Source organism: Rhodococcus sp. JG-3, from assembly GCF_000482405.1.
Lineage (GTDB): Bacteria > Actinomycetota > Actinomycetes > Mycobacteriales > Mycobacteriaceae > Rhodococcoides > Rhodococcoides fascians.
In genome coordinates, this window is the sequence record NZ_KI519398.1 from 1513529 (window position 1) to 1530677 (window position 17149).

The window sequence follows — 17149 nt, forward strand, 5'->3', positions numbered from 1 at the left end:
CTGTCTTCGGGGTGGTCACAGTGCCCGCACCGCCAATCCGCCGTCGACAGGCAAGCAGACACCATTGATGTAGGCCGATTCGTCCGAAGCGAGGAACACTGCGGCGTTCGCGACGTCCCACGGTGAGCCCATCCGGCCGGTCGGACTGCTGGCATGTCGAGCCGCCATTGCCTCGGCTGCAGCGTTCGGGTCCACCAATTGGCCTGTCACCAAGGGAGTGTCGATCAGACCGGGGAGAACCGCGTTGACCCTGACGCCCTGGGTCGCATATTGCAGGGCCAGTGCGACGGTCAGCTGATTGACGGCCCCCTTCGTTGCGCTGTAACTCGGGTAGTTGAAGCCGGTGTAGCGAATGCTGGCGGTGGAAGAGACATTGACGATCGAGCCGCCGCCGTGCGCGAGCATCGCAGGCAGGACGTGCTTGCAGGTCAGGAAGACTCCGGTCATGTTGACGGCTACCGATCTGTTCCACTGTGCAAGATCGAGTTCGGTGATGTCTCCGACGCCCGCTGCGCCGACGTTGTTGTGCAACACGGTCGGTGGGCCCAGCGCCTCGATGGCCTCTGCCACTACCGATCGAACTTGCTGCTCGTCGGTCACATCGGCAACCAAAGCCACCGCGCTGCCTCCTGCGGCGGTGATCTCCGCGGCGGTCAACTGGGCTTCGGCGTGGTTGCGGTCGATTGCGGCAACGGTTGCACCTTCGCGGGCGAACGCAAGCGCAGCAGCGCGGCCGTTGCTCAACGCCGCGCCGCTCGAACCGGCACCGAACACCAGCGCAACCTTGCCTTCGAGTCGGCCGGTCATCCCGAGATCTCCTCAACCAGAAGCTCGAATGTCACCGCGACGAGATTGCCGCGCTCGGCCAGTTCGCCGGTGTGCACAGTCCCGTGGCGATCGATGGCGCAGACCGACACGTGCGCCTCGGAGAGCCGGTCACCGTCGACGCTCGCGTGGCCGGCGATAGTCACTTCCGTTGCCGGCCCGTCGGCGACAGCGGTGCCGTCGCCGCGAATCAGCGTGGCCCCGACAAGGCTGCCCAGGCTGCCGCGGACCGATGCGGTCTGCATTCCCGCGTCGATCATGACGCGTCGGATGGCGTCGTGTATTTCGACGCCTGGCCGGACGCGCGTCATGACAGCACGGTGAGAACTGCTGAGCGACACAGCTGTCGGCGACGGAGTGAACACCGGCATTGCGGTCTCGTCGTCCGCGCCGCTGGTGAGAGCAACCGAATCGAAAGCATGCACAATTGCCTCCACCGGAGTGGCACCGACGATAGTGTCCGGCCAGAGATGACCGCCGCGAAGGACACCGTCCGCGTCGAACCAAGCTGCATGGCAATGCATGAAGCGTTCGCCGTCCCGGCGACCTACCGTTGCACTCCCCGCGACGATGGTGGCAGGCGCTGCGGTCTCGAACGTCTCGCTGTACCAGGCTGCGCGGGAACCGTCGGTGCACAGTGCGGGGATGCAATAGGAGACGCGGGACAATGGTCCACCGAGTAGTTCCACCTGCGCCGAATCGGCACCCAGGCGCGTCAGTGCCTCGTCGATCGCGTCGACAAGGCGGCGGCCGGGAGTCAGCGACAACCGTTCGACCGCGGTCCCCGTGGTAACGGACTCGAGTCGTTGCACCGCTTGTTCACCCGGGTGCACAAGCGGTTTCAGTACCGTGGAGGCGGTCATGATGCCGTCTCCAGGTTCTTTGCGTACGGGCCCCACTGCTGCTCGGCAAGTTCGTCACGAATCGTTCGCTTGACGATTTTGCCGTAACCGGACTTGGGCAGCGAGTCGCGGAACAGGATGTAGCGCGGAACCTTGTAGCGAGCCATTCGCTCACCGAGCCAGGCTGTGAGTTCCTCGGCCGTCACTGTTCGGTCGGTGCTCCGAACACACACTGCAACACCGACTTCACCCCACTTCGGGTCCGGTACACCGAGCACCGCGACCTCGTCGATCGCGTCATGGGTGAGGATCTTCTCCTCGATGTCGCGCGGGTGAATGTTGGAACCACCCGAGATGAACATGTCCGACGACCGGCCGGTGACGTAGACGAACCCGTCCGTATCCATGACGCCGAGGTCGCCGGTACGAAACCAACCGTCCCTGAATGCCTTTACGTTCGCGTCGTCGTTGTCGAGGTAACCGGCGAAGACGGCGGGTCCGGCGACACACAGTTCACCGATGTCGCCGGGCGGAACCTCGTGACCGGTTTCGTCCTGGACACTGACCAGCATGCCGGTACGCGGATAACCGCACGTGGACGTGGCGAGCCCGGCGGGTATCGGCCGTCCGTGCTCGGCACTGGGGAGGACGGTGATGTTGCCGGTCACCTCGGCGAGGCCGTAATACTGAACCAGGACCTCGCCGAGTACCGCGCGCGCTCGCTGCTGATCCGGGGCGTACATCGGAGCGCCGGCGTAAATCACATGCTGGAGCGAAGAGTGGTCGTGCCGGTCCACTGCAGCGTCGTCGACGAGAACCTTCAGAATCGTCGGCACGGTGAACATGTTGGTCACTCGCTCCGATTCGACCAGGCTCCACACGTCTTCGGGAACCAGGCTTGCCGACGAAGGCAGAACCGTCGCGGCACCGCGTGCAACCTGTGGCAACATGTGCACACCTGCTCCGTGGGACAGCGGCGCGACGACGAGTGATACGTCGTGGCGGTCGGTGGTCGGCATCAGATCTGCGAGGTGATTGTTGATGACGAAACCGAGCTGATCGTGCGTCAGAATTGCGGCCTTCGGGGTGCCACTGGTGCCGGATGTGAAGAAGTACCAGGCCGGATCTCCCTCCCAGGTAGCCAGGGTTTCGGGCACCGTCGTCGACGACGCGATGTCGGCGACGGAGCCGGCATTCTCGCTCTCGATCCACAGGACTCCCGCGGGCAGACCGTGCGCGGCCTGGACTGCATCGACGTGCGAGGCGGTCGACGCATGTCCGATCATCACACTGGGCCTGCACACCCCTGCAATGACCACGACGTCGTCATCATGCAGCCGCGAATTGACCGGTGCCAGAACAGCACCCACGCGCCACGTTGCGAACATCGCTTGGATGAACTCGGGATGGTTGGGGCTGTCGAGCATGACGACATCGCCCTTCTGGACGTCACGGCGCTGCAGATCTGCGGCCAATGCGTCGACACGTCGATCCAGATCCTGCCAGGTCCACCTCGTGGTGCCGTGCACGACGGCGGTACTGCCGGGGAGGCGCCGAGCGGTTTGCTTCAATATCTCTGCCAGATTCGCAGCACGTCTCGGCATGCTCATCGGACTCCCTCCAGAACGGTGGCGTAGTTCGCGACTGCTGCTCCGCCCATATTGAAGACCGCGGCCCGATGCGCGTTTGGCAACTGCATGTCTCCGGCCTCGCCGGTCAATTGCATTGCCGCCATGACGTGTTGGGACACGCCCGTAGCCCCGAGTGGATGCCCCTTCGCCTTCAGGCCGCCGGATCGATTGACCGGCAGCAGCCCGTCGGCCTCGGTGCGGCCCTCGGTCAGCACCTCGCCGCCCTTACCGGGCTCGGCAAGTCCGAATGCCTCGTACTGCAGAAGCTCCGCGATGGTGAAGCAGTCGTGCGTCTCGATCAGGTCCAGGTCCGCGAGGGTGACCCCAGCCGCGGCGAGGGCTCCGCGGAATGCGCGGGCACCACCGTCGAACGCAAGCACGTCATTGCGTCGGGCCAACGCGAGGTGATCGTTGGCTTGATGACGACCGAGAATTTGGACCGAACGGCGCGAAGTGCTGGCAACCTCCGGCAACGCGACGACCATGGCGGCGGCACCGTCGGACACCAGGGAACAGTCGGTACGCAGTAGCCTGCCCACGACAGCAGGGTTCTTGTCCGACGGTGTCGCGCAGAAATCGAACCCGAGATCGCGTCGTAGATGCGCGTAGGGGTTGTCTACACCGTTGCGGTGGTTCTTGGCTGCGATGCGGGACATCGCCTCCCGCGGATCACCGTAGCGATCGGCGTATTCATCGGCGAGAGAGGCGAATACACCAGCAAAGCTGCCCATGTGCTCCTCGGTTGCCCGATGAGAACCAGAAAGGAGAATGTCGTTGATGGCGTCGTTCGAGGTGGCCGTCATCTTCTCGGCACCCACGATCAATGCGACTCGGCCTCGCCCTGCCTGCAGATAGTCGAGCCCCGTGTAGAGGGCGGCGCTGCCGGTGGAGCACGCATTCTCCACGTGCACAGCAGGAACGAGAGCCAGATCGGGCTGACCGGCACCGACGAGTGCGCCCTCGAAACCCTGCCGGGAAAAGCCGTTGTTGAACACGCCGACGGTGATGATGTCGACGTCCGCGGCGTCGAGTCCTGCGTCGGCGAGAGCGCTGACCGACACCTCGGCGATCAGCGACTCGACGTCCGGGCTCTCGCTTTTCCCGAATCGGGTATGTGCCCAGCCGATGATGTGCGGTGCGCTCACGTCTGTCCTCTCGTCATGTCGCATGAGGCGGATCACGTCCCCACGCCCTGTCATGGTCGTCGTACGCCACGTTGCGGTGCACCGTCGCAGGACGAGAGGACTTGCGGCGAATTCCTCTCGTTGTCGAATGCCGCTGTTGCGACAGCGGGAGGAAAGCTGGACTCGTTTCCCCTCTCTCGGCTCGATGATCGGGGATGGCTGCCGCAACAGACTGGGTGCACATCGACACAGAATGAGGGGCTGACGTGCGCGCAGTGCTCAAGACCGAACCTGCTCCGGGCTTCGACCTGGTGAACGACTACCGCGAGCGAGACCTGGAGCGTGGACACGTCCGCATCGAAGTCGGTGCAGTGTCGGTGTGCGGGACCGACCGTGAGACGTACGAGTACGGTCCGGCAGTCCGCGACCTCGGCTTGCGGTTGCCGGTGGTCACGGGGCACGAATGCGCAGGCACCGTGATCGAGGTTGCCGCCGATGTATCCACATTGCGCGTGGGAGATCGCGTTGCTGTCGAGACTCACGTCGCGTGCTTGACCTGCTACCAGTGCACACGCGGCAATGCCCACAATTGCCTGCGGATGGACCTTCTCGGTCTGACGATGGACGGCGCATTCGCCGAGCGAGTGGTACTCCCGGCGTCGACGTGTTTCCGTCTACCGGACGAGCTGACACTCGAAACGGCTGCTCTCCTCGAACCTGCGGGGAGCGCGATGCACGCTGTGCAACGGAGCGGGCTGAACCTGGACGGCGCGCACGTCCTGGTCAGTGGTGCCGGGCCCGTCGGTCTGGCCGCGCTGCAGATTGCTCGCGCGAAGGGAGCCGAAGTGCTTGTGGTCGAACCGAACTCGCACCGCGCCGCAATGGCAGTCGAACTGGGTGGATCGCTGGTGGCGTCGGGTGAACACCTTGTGGAGCGGGTGTGGGAAAGGACCGGCGCGGCGCAAGGCGTCGACTTGGTTCTCGAATGTTCCGGAGCCCTCCCTGCGCTTGCGGCTGGGTTCGACGTCGTCCGCCGCGAGGGCACCATTGTGAGTGTCGGGTTGACCAACCGACCTCTCGAACTGAACGCGACACGGCAGTTGATCAGCCGGGGACTGACCCTGCGCGGCAGTTTCGGTCGTCGGATCTGGGATTCGTGGACGGAACTTGCCGGCCTCGTGGCATCGGGAAGCGTTGATCTTTCCCGTCTGGTCTCGCACCGCATGGAACTCGAAGATGTGGAAACGGCCATCGGGATGCTGTCCGGTGACGCATGCAAAGTGGTCCTCTATCCGCAGGGAGTGCCGGCGGAACTTCGTGATTCGGCCGTGTCGCTCAACGCCCTGTGAGGGGCGGGAACGGATCGAATCCCTCGGCTCTCATGGCGTCGGCGACGCGTAATCCGAGGTGCAGGTGCAGACGAACGGTGCCGTCGTCGAGGTCGATGTCGACCGCGTCGCGGATGCGGTCGAGTCGGTAGTACAACGTGGTTCGGTGAATGAAGAGGGCCTCCGCGGCTCCCGGGCCCGATCCAGCGTGGTCGAGGAAAGCCCGCAACGTATCGAGCAATCGGCCGGACGGGTCCACCTCGGCGAGGCGGCGTAGTTCCTGTGGAACCGCGGTGATGTCGAATTCCTGTGTCGGGATCCTGGCCAGCACGCCGAGGACCCCGGCACGTTCCCAGCTGACGACCGAGTCCTCACCGAATCGGCGCGCGATTGTGGCTGCGAGGCCGGCCTGCCGTGCGGACAACCACGCCTCGTTCATCGCAGGTACGAGCGCCCCGATTCCGGCTTCGACACTCGTGCCGCGGCCCGCCACGTCTGCTGCGTCGCGCACCATCGTTCGGGCCTCGGCGACGACGGTGTCCAGGTCGCGTGCGGCAGTCGCCAGGTACACGAGATGCCCGGCGGCACCGTCCACACTGTGCAGCGCATCGCCGCGACTGCGGGAACGAGCGGCGACCAGTGCATGCCGCAGCGCAATCGCAGTCAGGTCGTTGTCCTTACCCTGCCGCAAGGCCAGGGTGACTACGCGTACACCTCCGGGTATGACAGCCAGTTCCGCGAGGGCACCCTCGCGCGCGGACTCCTCAGGCCCGAGTGCCGCAGTCACCAGGGCCTCGGAACGACCCGAATCGAGTGGCATTCGGTCTGCCACCATCAACGGGGCGACCTCGTTCGCCACCTCACCGATTCGAGCCAGATCGGCATCGGTGACAGTTTTCTCGGCATCGATCACAAGGATCATGCCCAGTGTCTCGCCGCGCCAGCGAATGGGCACGCCTGCACGGGCGTGAAGACCGAGCGCTTCGGACCCGTCGATCCTGCCGGGCTTGGTCCATTGACCGATGCCGCTGGACAGCAGAAAACCGATGGCCTCGCTGCCTGCATCGCGGTTCAGAATAGCTCTGATCCGAACGGGGTCCTCATCGCCGAAGTGGCGGCTGGCGAACAGCATTCGTACTTCGGGGTCGTTGACGACGACCGATCTGCCGAGCTCATCGGCGAAGCGGTCGACCACAGCTTGGACGCTGTCTCTCGACATGGGCCGAGCGTACGCGTGGTGGATTCGGCTCGAAGGGGCCCTATACGGTGCGTTCGACAAAGAGAGGAAACTAGGAGCTCGAGGTTCGTCAGTAAACGGTCGTGACTCAGGTCACTGCGGGAGCACAGTGTGTGAGCCCGCCTCATGTGGTGGGTCTCGGATCGAAGACTGGAGCGATAGATGACGTCACGCACCCACCTGCCCGGCGCTGCGACGCCGGACAACGAGATGGCCAACCGCGTGATGCGCAAAGTCGCACTGCGCCTGATTCCGTTTCTCGGGCTCGCCTATTTCCTGAACTACATCGACCGGACGAACATCTCGTTCGCCAAGTTGACGATGAGTGAGGATCTCGGCCTGACCGAGACAATGTACGGACTCGCCAGCGGCTTGTTCTTCGTCGGATACATCCTGTTGGAAGTGCCGAGCAACCTGGCTCTGCACAAGTTCGGTGCGCGTCGTTGGATTGCTCGAATCCTGGTGTCTTGGGGACTTATTGCGGCGCTGATGGCATTTGTACCCAACGCGACCTGGCTGAACATCGCCCGCGTTGCGCTCGGTATCGCCGAGGCCGGCTTCTTCCCCGGCATCATGCTTTACCTGACGTTCTGGTTCCCCAGGGCAGTGCGAGTCCGACTCGTAGGCGTGTTCATGGTTGCGCTACCACTGTCCAGCGCGTTCGGTGCACCGATTTCCGCGGCGATCATCCAGTACTGGCACGGGCTGTTCGGCCTGGAGGGATGGCGAGTGATGTTCCTCGTCGAAGGCATCCCCACGATCCTGCTCGGCATCGCAGCATGGTTCTACCTGACCGACCGGCCGCGTGAAGCGAAGTGGCTCAGCGCAGACGAACGCACCTGGCTCGACACGCGTATGAATTCCGAGCACTCCGAGAAGGCCGAGTCCGGCCACGGGTCCGTTCGTGATTCACTGCGTAACCCGACGGTGTGGCTACTCGGCGTGACGTACTTCGGCATCGGCTACGGGTTGTTCGCGATCAGCTTCTTCCTGCCGACGATCGTGGCCGGATTTGCCGAGCAGTTCGACACCACCTTCTCGATCGCCGAGAACGGAATGATCGTAGCGGTGCCGTTCTTCATCGCCTCGGTTGCGATGATCCTGTGGTCCAGACGATCCGACCGCCGCAAAGAGCGGATGTGGCACCTCATTGCCCCGACTGCCCTTGCTGCAGTGAGTGTTCCGATCGCCATGTACATGAGCTCGCCGTTCCTCACGATGGTGTTCATCACGCTCACCGCAGTGGGTATCTTCTCCGCACTGCCGATCTTCTGGTACTTGCCGACTACCTTCCTCACCGGGGCTGGAGCCGCAGCGGGCATCGCACTGGTGAACACCATCGGTGCATCGGCAGGACTTGCAGCGCCCTACATGACGGGTTGGCTGCTCGACACCACCGGAACCTCGAAAGCCGGCCTCTGGGTGGTGGGTGCCTTCATGGCCATGGCGGTGGGACTGCTGTTCGTGGTGCGAGCGCGCTTGGCCAAGCTCGATCGAGAACTGGTGTGATGCAGTCCTAGTCGGGCACCAGCGTCAGCCGATGCCGGGGATGTAGCCGGGATAGACGAAGTGCCCTGGACCGCCGCCGGGGAGCAAGTGGCCAGTCGAACCCGGGTAGTCCATACTCAGCGGAATGAGCTTGTGCGGGTTGCCGTTCGAGTCGGCCTGCCAGCACTCCAGCAGTACGCCATGGAATCCGGTGCACACGATGCGAGTGCTGTTGCCGTAGGGCGAGGTCAGTCGATTCTCGCTGACGAAGGGATTCCAGTAGTCCGGGTCCTGAGGAGTCAGGAACACTCCGGTGACGTCCTGCGGAGCAGTCGGGCTCGGGTACGGCGGCGCGACGGGCCATTCGTCGGCGTTGGCGGTACCGACTCCAAGTGCGGCGGTACCTGCGACGACAGCAACCGTGACGGCGATACGACGAATCATGAGCACTCCTGACGTTGGGTTCGCGTCGAATAGACCACACATGGCCGTCGATTGGGAAGCCCTCTACATTGAACGCGTGATTGCAGCGGATCGCGTATTGCCCGTAGTGGCCACGGCCATCGGCGGATTCATCGCCGGATATTCATTCGTGAATCCCTCGGCCAGGATGTGTTCCACATCGAGTCGACGGGGAAGTGGTACGGAGCGTTCGTCACCGCGCAGTGGGCTGGTTCTCTCACGGTTCTGATGGCGGTGCTCGTGCTCGTGGCGGTCCATCGCCGCCGGCCCCGGATATCGGCAGCCGTAGCAACCGTTCTCGGCTCCCTGCTGGTGGCACTGCCGTCCTTCGTGCCGATCGCGGCCAATCAAGCGGTGACGACCAATGCGCTCGGTGCCGGCGCTCTGGTCGGCATCTGCGGATTCATCGCCGGTGGACGCAGGCTCCCGTCGGGCGGCCTTGCAGTAGGACTGCTGGGCTCGATGTTGTTCTACAGCGCGATCTCCCGGCTACGCGGACCGCGTGAGGGTCGGTGGATGGACGGGCTGGGGCCGTATCTGGTGGAATCCACGGTCCCGCTACTCCTCCTTCTCGCAACCACTGTCGTGCTGCTCGTGGCCGTCCGGCGGGCATCCGTGGGCCGACTCGAAACCTCCGACGCAGTAGCCGCTCTCGTGCTGGGATTCGTCTGTCTGGTGGTCTACATCTATCTGGGCAATACGACGTCGACGGCGGCCACGTGGATGTTCGCCGTCGCCATCGTCGTCTTGGTGGCATACGGTGTTGCGTTCGACCTCGGTGGCCTCGACGGCCGATACGTGATGTCGGGCTTGGCGATAGCGGCGTCGGGAGTCAATGCGCTCGGGTGGGGCGACGCGTCGTGGTGGGTACTCGTCGTGGCCGCGGTGTTGTTCGCCGGAGCGGTGGGAGTGGGCCTGCGACGCGATCTCACCACGGCCGCGTGTGCACTGCTGACCGTTGTGACGGCCACCGGTCTACTGCCCATCGGAGACGACTCGATCAATACCGTTGGGACTGTGTGCTATTGCGTGCTGCATCCCATCGCTGTCGGATTGCTCGTCGGATCGGCACGAGTGACGCGCACGGTGGCGTCGACCATCGGTCCGCTCGTACCGTTCGCACTGACGCTGTTCTCGGTGTCGGCACCGGTGCCGCCGCGGGTGTTCGGTTGGACGGATGGGACATCCGACGACCATGTGCCGCCCATTGTCTGGCTGTATTCGCCACTTCCCGTCGGTGTTGTCGTGGCGATGATCGTCATCCTGGTGTGTCTCGTCCTCGGTTCGAGGGTCAAGCGCGAGCATCACGATCGCGTCTCGGATTCGTCCGGTCCATAACGCTCGGGACGTTTGCTCGAGGTAACGTCACCTCATCTTCGGCCGATGTAGAAACTCGACCGGTGTAACTCGACGAAAAGGTGAAACAGCGTGCCACGATCTCGACGACACGGCTTCCAGCGATTCGGTTCGGCTGCGGCCGTCGCCCTCGCAGTGGCGATTCTTCCGACCGCGCTGATGACGCCCGTCGCGTCCGCGGACGAACTGCCCGCGGCAACGACTCAGTCGAGCAACGGCTCGCGAATCGAATCGGTGAACACCCTCGACGGCCGCCAGGTTCAGCTCCAGGTGTACTCCGCGTCGATGAACCGCACCATTCCGGTCACGGTGCAGCGTCCCGCCGACGAGAGCGTGTCGCGTCCGGTGCTGTACCTGCTCAACGGTGCAGGTGGCGGCGAGGATGCCGCATCGTGGCAGTCGCAGACCGACGCCGAGGCCTTCCTGTCGGACAAGAACGCCTACATCGTGACTCCGCAGAAGGGCAAGTGGTCCTACTACACCGACTGGCTGCAGGACGATCCGAAGCTCGGCAGCAACAAGTGGAGCACCTTCCTCGGTGAAGAATTGCCTCCGCTGATCGACGCCCAGTTCGACACCAACGGTCGCCAGTCTCTGGCAGCGTTGTCCATGACGGGCACATCGGTTCTCAACATCGCAATCAAGTACCCGGGCAAGTTCACCGGCGTCGCGGCCTACAGCGGTTGCGCACAGACCTCGGACCCGATCGGTCAGCAGTTCGTCAAGCTCGTCGTCGAGACGTACGGCGGCGGAAACGTCGAGAACATGTGGGGCCCGCTCGACGGCCCGGTGTGGCGCGAGAACGATCCGCTGCTCAACGCCGAGAAGCTGCGCGGCACCCAGATCTACATGAGCACCGGCAGCGGACTGCCCGGCATCCCGAACGACACCTTCGCCAACCCGCGCCTGAAGAACGACCCGGCGACGCTCGCCAACCAGGTCATCGTCGGCGGCGGCATCGAGCTGGCCACCAACTTCTGCACGTCCAACCTGGCCAAGCGTCTCGACCAGCTGGGAATCCCGGCAACTGTCGACTTCCGTCCGGTCGGCAACCACTCCTGGGGCTACTGGCAGGACGACCTGCACAAGTCCTGGCCGTTCCTGGCAGGATCGCTCGGCATCTGATTCATCCTGATCGAAGACGGCCACCCGCACCTCGTGTGCGGGTGGCCGTTTCTCGTTGCGGGGACAGGTATGACTGCGTTCGAATCGAACGTATGATCGAACGATGGCACGACGCGCTCAACCTCGACCCGCGTCTGCCGTGCGTCCGTTCAAGATGCTCAGACCACCACTCAAGGTGTGGATCGATCTGAACGTCCTGTACCCGCTACCGCCACATCACGCGTCGAAGTTCAATCCGGAAGGCTTCGATGTTCGACGCGTGGTCCCGGGGGATCTGGTCGAATGGTCCATCACCGTCGACGGCGATTGGTTGGGTCGCGTCACCTACGAACTGATGTCGCGAGACCGGAGCGAAACCGTCACGCACTGGGTGCCCAGCCGGGCGCTGAAACCGCTGTAGAACGAGCGAAAGCCCCGCCTGAAAACGAGGCGGGGCTTTCCGGGTGATCACCTTCAGAAGCTGTGCTTACGCGCCTTCTTGGCGAGCTTGCGGGTGGTGCGCTTCGACGGAACGAACAGGTGTGCAGCGCTGCGGCGACGGTTGCGGCGACGGATCAACACGAATGCGACGGCACCGGCGGCGGCTGCGATGGCGGCGATGATCGGAGTGCCGACCTTCGCGGCCTCGGCCACATCCTCGCTGTCGATGTTGCGGACCGTGGTCTTCACGTCGTCGGCGACGGCGGAGGCCTTCTCGGCTGCCTTGTCGGCGACCTGGGAGGCCTTCTCTTTCACGTCGTCGACGTCGACGTTCTCGACCTTGTCCTGGACGGCGCTCTTGACGTCTGCGGCGGTCTCGGCTGCCTTGTCGGCAACGTCTGCAGCTGCGTGCTTGGCCTGCTTGGCAGCGCCGGCCGCGGAGTCGGCAACGCTCTCGGCGGCGTCGGAAACCTTGTCGGCAGCCTGCTGAGTGTTGGCCTTGGCCTGGTCGGTGGCCCCTTCGGCGCGAAGGCTGTCGTCACCGGTGGCCTCACCGGCCTTCTCCTTCGCAGTCCCGGCCAGTTCTTCTGCCTTGTGCTGAGCCTTGTCGATGAAGTCGGCCATCGGTATCCCTCTTTCGTGTAGGTCGTCTCCGGAAACCGGAGCGGTGACGTCGCGGACGACGCCGGTAAGTATGAGTCGAACTCGACGGTCCGAAACATACGTCCGACCACGGGTGTTTCGGGTCACTACGACGAGTAGCCGTATTTGTGCTGCTCGGCGTGCTGTGACTACTTCGTCGAACGCGGCCACCACGTTCGACGGCGTGCGCCCGTCGCACGTGCTGAGTAGGCCGTCGACAACGAGCGCCGGTCGAAGTCCAGTCCCGACCCTCTCGACGTGAGCAGGATCAGCGCGATGACTCCCGCAGCCCCGACCGCCACGGGGGTCATCGGCTACTGGTTCCGGTTGCGTTGGGCGTGCACCCAACGAAGAGAGTGCGGTTCATGACAGCTCCTGTCTGTGATGTGCTGAAGGCTGCCATTGACACCGCCACCAGTCAATGGCACATTATGTGATGTTAGTCGCGGTGTCGCTGCTCGGTCGGCGTCCGGGCGATGGTGTTCGGTGAGACAGCGAGGCGCGTCGATGAATGCAGATACCTGGCCCGAGGTCGACGGTTCGACCCACGACAACTTCAGGGATGTGCTCATCGTCGGTGCGGGTATTTCGGGAGTCGGAGCCGCGTATCGCTTGCACGAGATGGCACCGGAGCTCAGCTACGCGATCCTCGAAGGGCGCGAGCGAGCAGGCGGTACCTGGGACCTGTTCCGGTACCCGGGAATTCGTTCGGACAGCGATATCTTCACGTTCTCGTTTCCGCACACGCCTTGGCAGGGAAACACTCTGCTTGCCCATGGCGAAGACATTCGTAACTACATCGTCGATACCGCTCACACCAACGGCATAGACGAGCGCACGCACTTCTCTACCTCCGTCGTTGCGGCGAACTGGGATTCGTCGACCGACCTATGGACCGTCGACACGCTGTCCGACGGCGTTCCGCGAACGTATCGAAGTCGATTCGTGTTCTTGTGTACCGGATACTTCGACTACTCGGGTGGGTACACCCCTGACCTTCCCGGGATGGAGAAGTTCACCGGGCAGGTGGTGCATCCCCAGCAGTGGCCGGAAGGTCTCGACCACACCGGTAAGCGGGTCGTTGTCATCGGAAGTGGCGCGACGGCAATCACTTTGGTGCCTTCGCTCGCGGTCGATGCTGCGTCGGTCACGATGCTGCAGCGTTCTCCCACGTACATTGCGTCCCTGCCGATGACCGACCCGTTCACCACGCTCACTCGGCGTGTACTGCCGGACACTCTGGCACACAGTGCGTTGCGGTGGCGCAATGCACTGTTGATGGTCGGCTCGTATCAGCTGTGTCGACGGGCACCCAAGACGGCCCGCAGGGTGTTCCGAGCAATGACGAAGGCGCAGCTCCCGCGTGGATACGACATCGACAAGCACTTCAAGCCGACGTATGCCCCGTGGGACCAGCGGCTGTGCGTCGTGCCCGACGGCGATCTCTTCAAGGCCATTCGCACCGGTCGAGCGACCGTGGTGACCGACCGGATGGCCGAGATCACCGCCGACGGGATTCGGTTGGAATCGGGTGACGAGATCCCCGCCGACATCATCGTCACCGCAACGGGGTTGAAGCTCCAGGCCTTCGGCGGAATCGCACTCTCGCTGGACGGTGAGCGACTCGAAGTGCACGACAAGTTCGTCTACAAGGGTCACATGCTCAAGGACGTACCCAACGTTGCATGGTCCATCGGGTACACGAATGCATCGTGGACGCTCAAGGCCGACATGACGGCGCAGGCAGTAGCAAAACTGTTGGTGTACATGCGGTCTCACGACTACACCCATGCGATCCCGGATCGACAGGGCAAGGCCGTGGACTCTCGTCCGGTCGTCGACCTCGCCTCCGGATACGTCACGCGTTCCTTGAACGAGCTACCCAAATCGGGGACCGAACGTCCCTGGTCGGTGCGGCAGAACTACATTCTCGACAGGATCGACGCACGATTCGACGATCTGACGGAATCGATGACGTTCGGCCGAGCGGACAACGCCCGTGTGGCGGGGGCGGACATCGCGCCCGTATACCGCATCTGGCCGAGAAAGGTCGGCACGCAGTGACTTCCGACATCGACGGTCTGACCCTCGCGCACACCATCCGGGGTGAGGGCCCTACATTGGTGCTCATTCACGGCATCGTGCACAGACAACATGCGTGGGACAGTGTCGTCGACATACTGGCGCGGCATCGACGAGTGGTGACGGTGGACCTGCCCGGCCACGGCGCGTCACCGGACTTGCCCACCGAGGAATTCGATCTGGGGCCGTGGATCGTGGCCGAGTTGGAGCGATTCCTCGAGCACGTGGCGGTGGACGGCGAGAAGCCGCACGTGGCCGGAAATTCGCTGGGCGGTTACTTTGCGCTCGAACTGGCTGCCCGCGGGTCGGTCGCCTCGGCGACCGCCCTGTCACCGGCCGGATTCTTTCGCGGACACTGGGATCAGACCCGGGCGCTCCTCGTGTTCCGACTGTTGCGAGCGTTGTCTCGAGTGATCAGCCCGATCGCACCTACCGTCATGCGTTCGGTCGTCGGCCGCACGATCGCCAACGGCGTGTTCTACGCCAAGCCGTGGCGAGTTCCCGCAGCGACGGCCACGATCGACGCACTCAGCATCACCACCAACCGTGCGATCGACGCAGCCGGAAATGCAGTGCCGCGCTTCAGCATTCCGGTCGACGAGACCGTTCCCGTCACCGTCGCGTGGGGCCGTCGTGACTTGGTTCTGCCGGTCTATCAGGCACCGCTCGTGCGTCGAACCTTTCCGCAGGCCGAAGTGACGACGTACCCGGGTCTCGGGCACGTTCCGATGTCGGACGATCCGGAGCTGGTGGCGTCGATTCTGCTGAGGGGATCACGAGCGGTACCGCAGTCGGCATGAGCGCGGTGGTCAAGGTGGACGGGCGAAGCGACCGGTGGCGCGACCACAGAATCACCCGGCGACGTGAACTGCTCGATCGAACACTGGCAGCGATTCGTGAGCATGGACACGACGTGGGTATGGATGCCATCGCCGCAGCGAACGGTGTCTCGAAAACCGTTCTGTACAAACACTTCGCGGACAAAAAGGGTCTCGCCGACGCTGCGATGGCTCGATACGTCGAGACTGCACTGGTGCCGCGGATCCAGGATGCGATGTCCGAGGACCTCGATGAGTATCACCTCACTCGCGCAGTGATTTCCGCCTACGTCACTACGGTTGCCACAGATCCCGAAATCTACATCTACGTCCATTCCAACAATGCAGTCAGCGGCAACCAGGACATCATCACCGTGTCCGAGGGACTGATCGCGGAGTTACTGTCCTCCGTCATCGCCGACCGATTCCGAGAGCGGGAGTTCTCCACGGGCGGTTCGATGCCCATCGCCTTTGCCATGATCGGCGCGGTGCGGTTGGCGTCGCACTGGTGGATGTTCGACCGGACCATGACGGTCGACGAGCTCATCGACTACCTCACCATGATGGTCTGGGGCGGTATCGCGGGCATAGCGCGCGCTGCGGGATCGGCCGCTATCTTCACCTCGGAGCCGCACACGTTGACGCTCGATAGCTGAGCGCCCTCCTCGACATCAGCGGTCGAACACCGCACGAACGCTTGTGGAATCGGGTACGGACTGGCAGGCCAATCGGACACCGTGCTGCAGTTCGTACTCGTCGAGAGTTTCGTTCGCGAGCATGGTCACGGTGCCTTCGGTGAGTGTGTAAGCGCAACCGCCACATGTTCCTTCGCGGCACACGTACGGCGGGTCGAGACCCAGCTCGAGAAGTCGGTCGAGCAGCTTCGTGTCTGCATTCCAGGTGAACTCGGTCTCCATTCCGTCGATCTCGACCTGAGCGGCCACGGAGTTCGCGCCGGGTTCGTCGGAAATCGACGCGCCCCTGGCCTGAAACGGATTCGAGTCGAATGAGGAGAACACCTCGCGGTGTGTTCTGTGCGCCGTCGTACCGGTGCGAGCGAGCCACTCCTCGGCGACGTTCATGTATTGCGTCGGTCCACAGAGGAAGGCCTCGCAGTCGGACGGAGTCGTCACGTTCATCGAGGCCAGTCCGGCAGCGGTGGGTAACCCCGATTCCGAGGTGTACCAGTGGTGAACGTCGAGTCGTTCGGGGAAGCGCGACTGCAGTTCGGTCAGGTGCTCTGCGAAGATCACCGAGCCGCGGTTCTGGTTGGCGTAGACCAGGGTGATTCGATTCTTGTGCTGCAACAGAGCAGTTTTGAGGATCGACATCATCGGGGTGATGCCGCTGCCGGCGGCGATGAGGACGAAATCCACGTCCCAGCCCTCGGGTCCGAACATGCCCGACGGTTTCAGCGCTTTGAGTCGCATCCCGCGAACAGCGTTGTCGTGCAACCAGTGTGATGCCAGTCCGTCCTGGATTCGCTTGACGGTCACGGTGGGGTATCGGTCGCGTACCGGAGAGCTGGAGAAGGAGTAGCAGCGGGCCACCGTGCCGCCGTCGGTGCACGGAATCTCGAGGGTGAGGAATTGGCCCGGCTCGTACCGAAAGTGCGCTTCCCGGTGTTCGGGGACCGCAAAGCCGAGGGAGATCGCATCCTCGGTCTCGCGGGTCACCTCGGCGATCTCCAACTCGAAGAATCTGTCCTCGGGACCGATGGCAGACGCATCCGGTTCCGTCGGTGGATCACTCCTGAACATCGTCACGTG

16 protein-coding genes and 1 pseudogene are annotated in these 17149 nt (G+C 63.6%); 8 read left to right on the forward strand and 9 right to left on the reverse strand.

Translation table 11 applies throughout. From position 1 onward, the window contains the following. Positions 1 to 15 precede the first annotated feature (15 nt). From K414_RS0108685 to K414_RS0108700, 4 genes are read right to left on the reverse strand one after another with little or no spacing between them, the layout of a single operon-like run. A complete protein-coding gene (locus K414_RS0108685) occupies positions 16 to 807 on the reverse strand; it encodes an SDR family NAD(P)-dependent oxidoreductase (RefSeq protein WP_027495592.1) in 792 nt (263 codons plus the stop codon). After that, positions 804 to 1688, reverse strand: coding sequence for a DUF296 domain-containing protein (locus K414_RS0108690; protein WP_027495593.1), 885 nt, complete (start codon positions 1686 to 1688; stop codon positions 804 to 806). Before K414_RS0108690 ends, K414_RS0108685 begins: the two co-directional genes overlap by 4 nt. Beyond that, positions 1685 to 3271, reverse strand: a complete 1587-nt coding sequence (locus tag K414_RS0108695) for an AMP-binding protein (protein ID WP_081701569.1) — start codon at positions 3269 to 3271, stop codon at positions 1685 to 1687. The genes K414_RS0108690 and K414_RS0108695 overlap by 4 nt, the downstream gene beginning before the upstream one ends. A 2-nt stretch (positions 3272 to 3273) precedes the next feature. Further along, a complete protein-coding gene (locus tag K414_RS0108700) occupies positions 3274 to 4443 on the reverse strand; it encodes a thiolase domain-containing protein (RefSeq protein ID WP_027495595.1) in 1170 nt (389 codons plus the stop codon). Between the two features lie 245 nt (positions 4444 to 4688). Between K414_RS0108700 and K414_RS0108705 the strand changes: the two genes are divergently transcribed. Further along, positions 4689 to 5771, forward strand: a complete 1083-nt coding sequence (locus tag K414_RS0108705) for an alcohol dehydrogenase catalytic domain-containing protein (protein WP_027495596.1) — start codon at positions 4689 to 4691, stop codon at positions 5769 to 5771. Here K414_RS0108705 and K414_RS0108710 read toward each other — a convergent pair. Then, positions 5758 to 6969, reverse strand: a complete 1212-nt coding sequence (locus tag K414_RS0108710) for a helix-turn-helix domain-containing protein (RefSeq protein WP_027495597.1) — start codon at positions 6967 to 6969, stop codon at positions 5758 to 5760. The two genes, K414_RS0108705 and K414_RS0108710, sit on opposite strands and share 14 nt — an antisense overlap. 180 nt (positions 6970 to 7149) lie before the next feature. Between K414_RS0108710 and K414_RS0108715 the strand changes: the two genes are divergently transcribed. Next, the gene (locus tag K414_RS0108715; protein WP_032406173.1) at positions 7150 to 8496 is read left to right on the forward strand and encodes an MFS transporter; all 1347 of its coding nucleotides are present in this window, start codon (positions 7150 to 7152) and stop codon (positions 8494 to 8496) included. 24 nt (positions 8497 to 8520) lie between these two features. On the opposite strand, the gene K414_RS0108720 is transcribed toward K414_RS0108715, so the two are convergent. Continuing rightward, entirely contained in the window at positions 8521 to 8919 is a 399-nt protein-coding gene (locus K414_RS0108720) for a hypothetical protein (protein ID WP_037219922.1), read from the reverse strand. Between the two features lie 168 nt (positions 8920 to 9087). Here K414_RS0108720 and K414_RS0108725 point away from each other — a divergent pair, with 168 nt between their 5' ends. The 3 genes from K414_RS0108725 to K414_RS0108735 all read left to right on the forward strand — a co-directional run bounded on the left by K414_RS0108725 (position 9088) and on the right by K414_RS0108735 (position 11818). Further along, positions 9088 to 10275, forward strand: a complete 1188-nt coding sequence (locus K414_RS0108725; RefSeq protein WP_027495600.1) for a hypothetical protein — start codon at positions 9088 to 9090, stop codon at positions 10273 to 10275. A 177-nt stretch (positions 10276 to 10452) separates the two neighbouring features. Next, on the forward strand, positions 10453 to 11418 hold the full coding sequence (locus K414_RS0108730; RefSeq protein ID WP_205914390.1) for an alpha/beta hydrolase family protein: 966 nt from the start codon (positions 10453 to 10455) through the stop codon (positions 11416 to 11418). A gap of 103 nt (positions 11419 to 11521) precedes the next feature. Next, entirely contained in the window at positions 11522 to 11818 is a 297-nt protein-coding gene (locus K414_RS0108735) for a hypothetical protein (protein ID WP_027495602.1), read from the forward strand. A gap of 461 nt (positions 11819 to 12279) precedes the next feature. Here K414_RS0108735 and K414_RS29570 read toward each other — a convergent pair. Together K414_RS29570 and K414_RS29080 are read right to left on the reverse strand one after the other, a co-directional pair. Further along, a pseudogene (locus tag K414_RS29570) lies at positions 12280 to 12462 on the reverse strand (CsbD family protein); the annotation flags it as partial. Between the two features lie 167 nt (positions 12463 to 12629). Next, a complete protein-coding gene (locus K414_RS29080; RefSeq protein WP_161631787.1) occupies positions 12630 to 12791 on the reverse strand; it encodes a hypothetical protein in 162 nt (53 codons plus the stop codon). Between the two features lie 196 nt (positions 12792 to 12987). Here K414_RS29080 and K414_RS26460 point away from each other — a divergent pair, with 196 nt between their 5' ends. Genes K414_RS26460 through K414_RS0108760 form a run of 3 tightly spaced genes read left to right on the forward strand, consistent with a single transcriptional unit; the run spans position 12988 to position 16036 of the window. Further along, positions 12988 to 14544 (forward strand): NAD(P)/FAD-dependent oxidoreductase, encoded by a 1557-nt coding sequence (locus K414_RS26460; RefSeq protein ID WP_051365014.1) that lies wholly within the window; start codon positions 12988 to 12990, stop codon positions 14542 to 14544. A 17-nt stretch (positions 14545 to 14561) separates the two neighbouring features. Further along, positions 14562 to 15362, forward strand: a complete 801-nt coding sequence (locus tag K414_RS0108755; protein ID WP_027495603.1) for an alpha/beta fold hydrolase — start codon at positions 14562 to 14564, stop codon at positions 15360 to 15362. Beyond that, entirely contained in the window at positions 15359 to 16036 is a 678-nt protein-coding gene (locus K414_RS0108760; RefSeq protein ID WP_051365015.1) for a TetR/AcrR family transcriptional regulator, read from the forward strand. The genes K414_RS0108755 and K414_RS0108760 overlap by 4 nt, the downstream gene beginning before the upstream one ends. Positions 16037 to 16051: 15 nt before the next feature. Here the strand turns inward: K414_RS0108760 and K414_RS0108765 are convergent, their stop codons facing one another. Beyond that, positions 16052 to 17146: a ferredoxin--NADP reductase gene (locus K414_RS0108765; RefSeq protein ID WP_306436688.1), complete on the reverse strand. Its 1095-nt coding sequence runs from the start codon at positions 17144 to 17146 to the stop codon at positions 16052 to 16054. Positions 17147 to 17149 lie beyond the last annotated feature (3 nt).

Bases quoted from the DNA above. Each gene is read 5' to 3' on its own strand.
- K414_RS0108720 (WP_037219922.1), bottom strand. From the start codon at position 8,919: ATGATTCGTCGTATCGCCGTCACGGTTGCTGTCGTCGCAGGTACCGCC.
- K414_RS0108730 (WP_205914390.1), top strand. From the start codon at position 10,453: ATGACGCCCGTCGCGTCCGCGGACGAACTGCCCGCGGCAACGACTCAG.
- K414_RS0108710 (WP_027495597.1), bottom strand. From the start codon at position 6,969: ATGTCGAGAGACAGCGTCCAAGCTGTGGTCGACCGCTTCGCCGATGAG.
- K414_RS0108735 (WP_027495602.1), top strand. From the start codon at position 11,522: ATGGCACGACGCGCTCAACCTCGACCCGCGTCTGCCGTGCGTCCGTTC.
- K414_RS0108695 (WP_081701569.1), bottom strand. From the start codon at position 3,271: ATGCCGAGACGTGCTGCGAATCTGGCAGAGATATTGAAGCAAACCGCT.
- K414_RS0108690 (WP_027495593.1), bottom strand. From the start codon at position 1,688: ATGACCGCCTCCACGGTACTGAAACCGCTTGTGCACCCGGGTGAACAA.
- K414_RS26460 (WP_051365014.1), top strand. From the start codon at position 12,988: ATGAATGCAGATACCTGGCCCGAGGTCGACGGTTCGACCCACGACAAC.
- K414_RS0108685 (WP_027495592.1), bottom strand. From the start codon at position 807: ATGACCGGCCGACTCGAAGGCAAGGTTGCGCTGGTGTTCGGTGCCGGT.
- K414_RS0108760 (WP_051365015.1), top strand. From the start codon at position 15,359: ATGAGCGCGGTGGTCAAGGTGGACGGGCGAAGCGACCGGTGGCGCGAC.
- K414_RS29080 (WP_161631787.1), bottom strand. From the start codon at position 12,791: ATGACCCCCGTGGCGGTCGGGGCTGCGGGAGTCATCGCGCTGATCCTG.
- K414_RS0108715 (WP_032406173.1), top strand. From the start codon at position 7,150: ATGACGTCACGCACCCACCTGCCCGGCGCTGCGACGCCGGACAACGAG.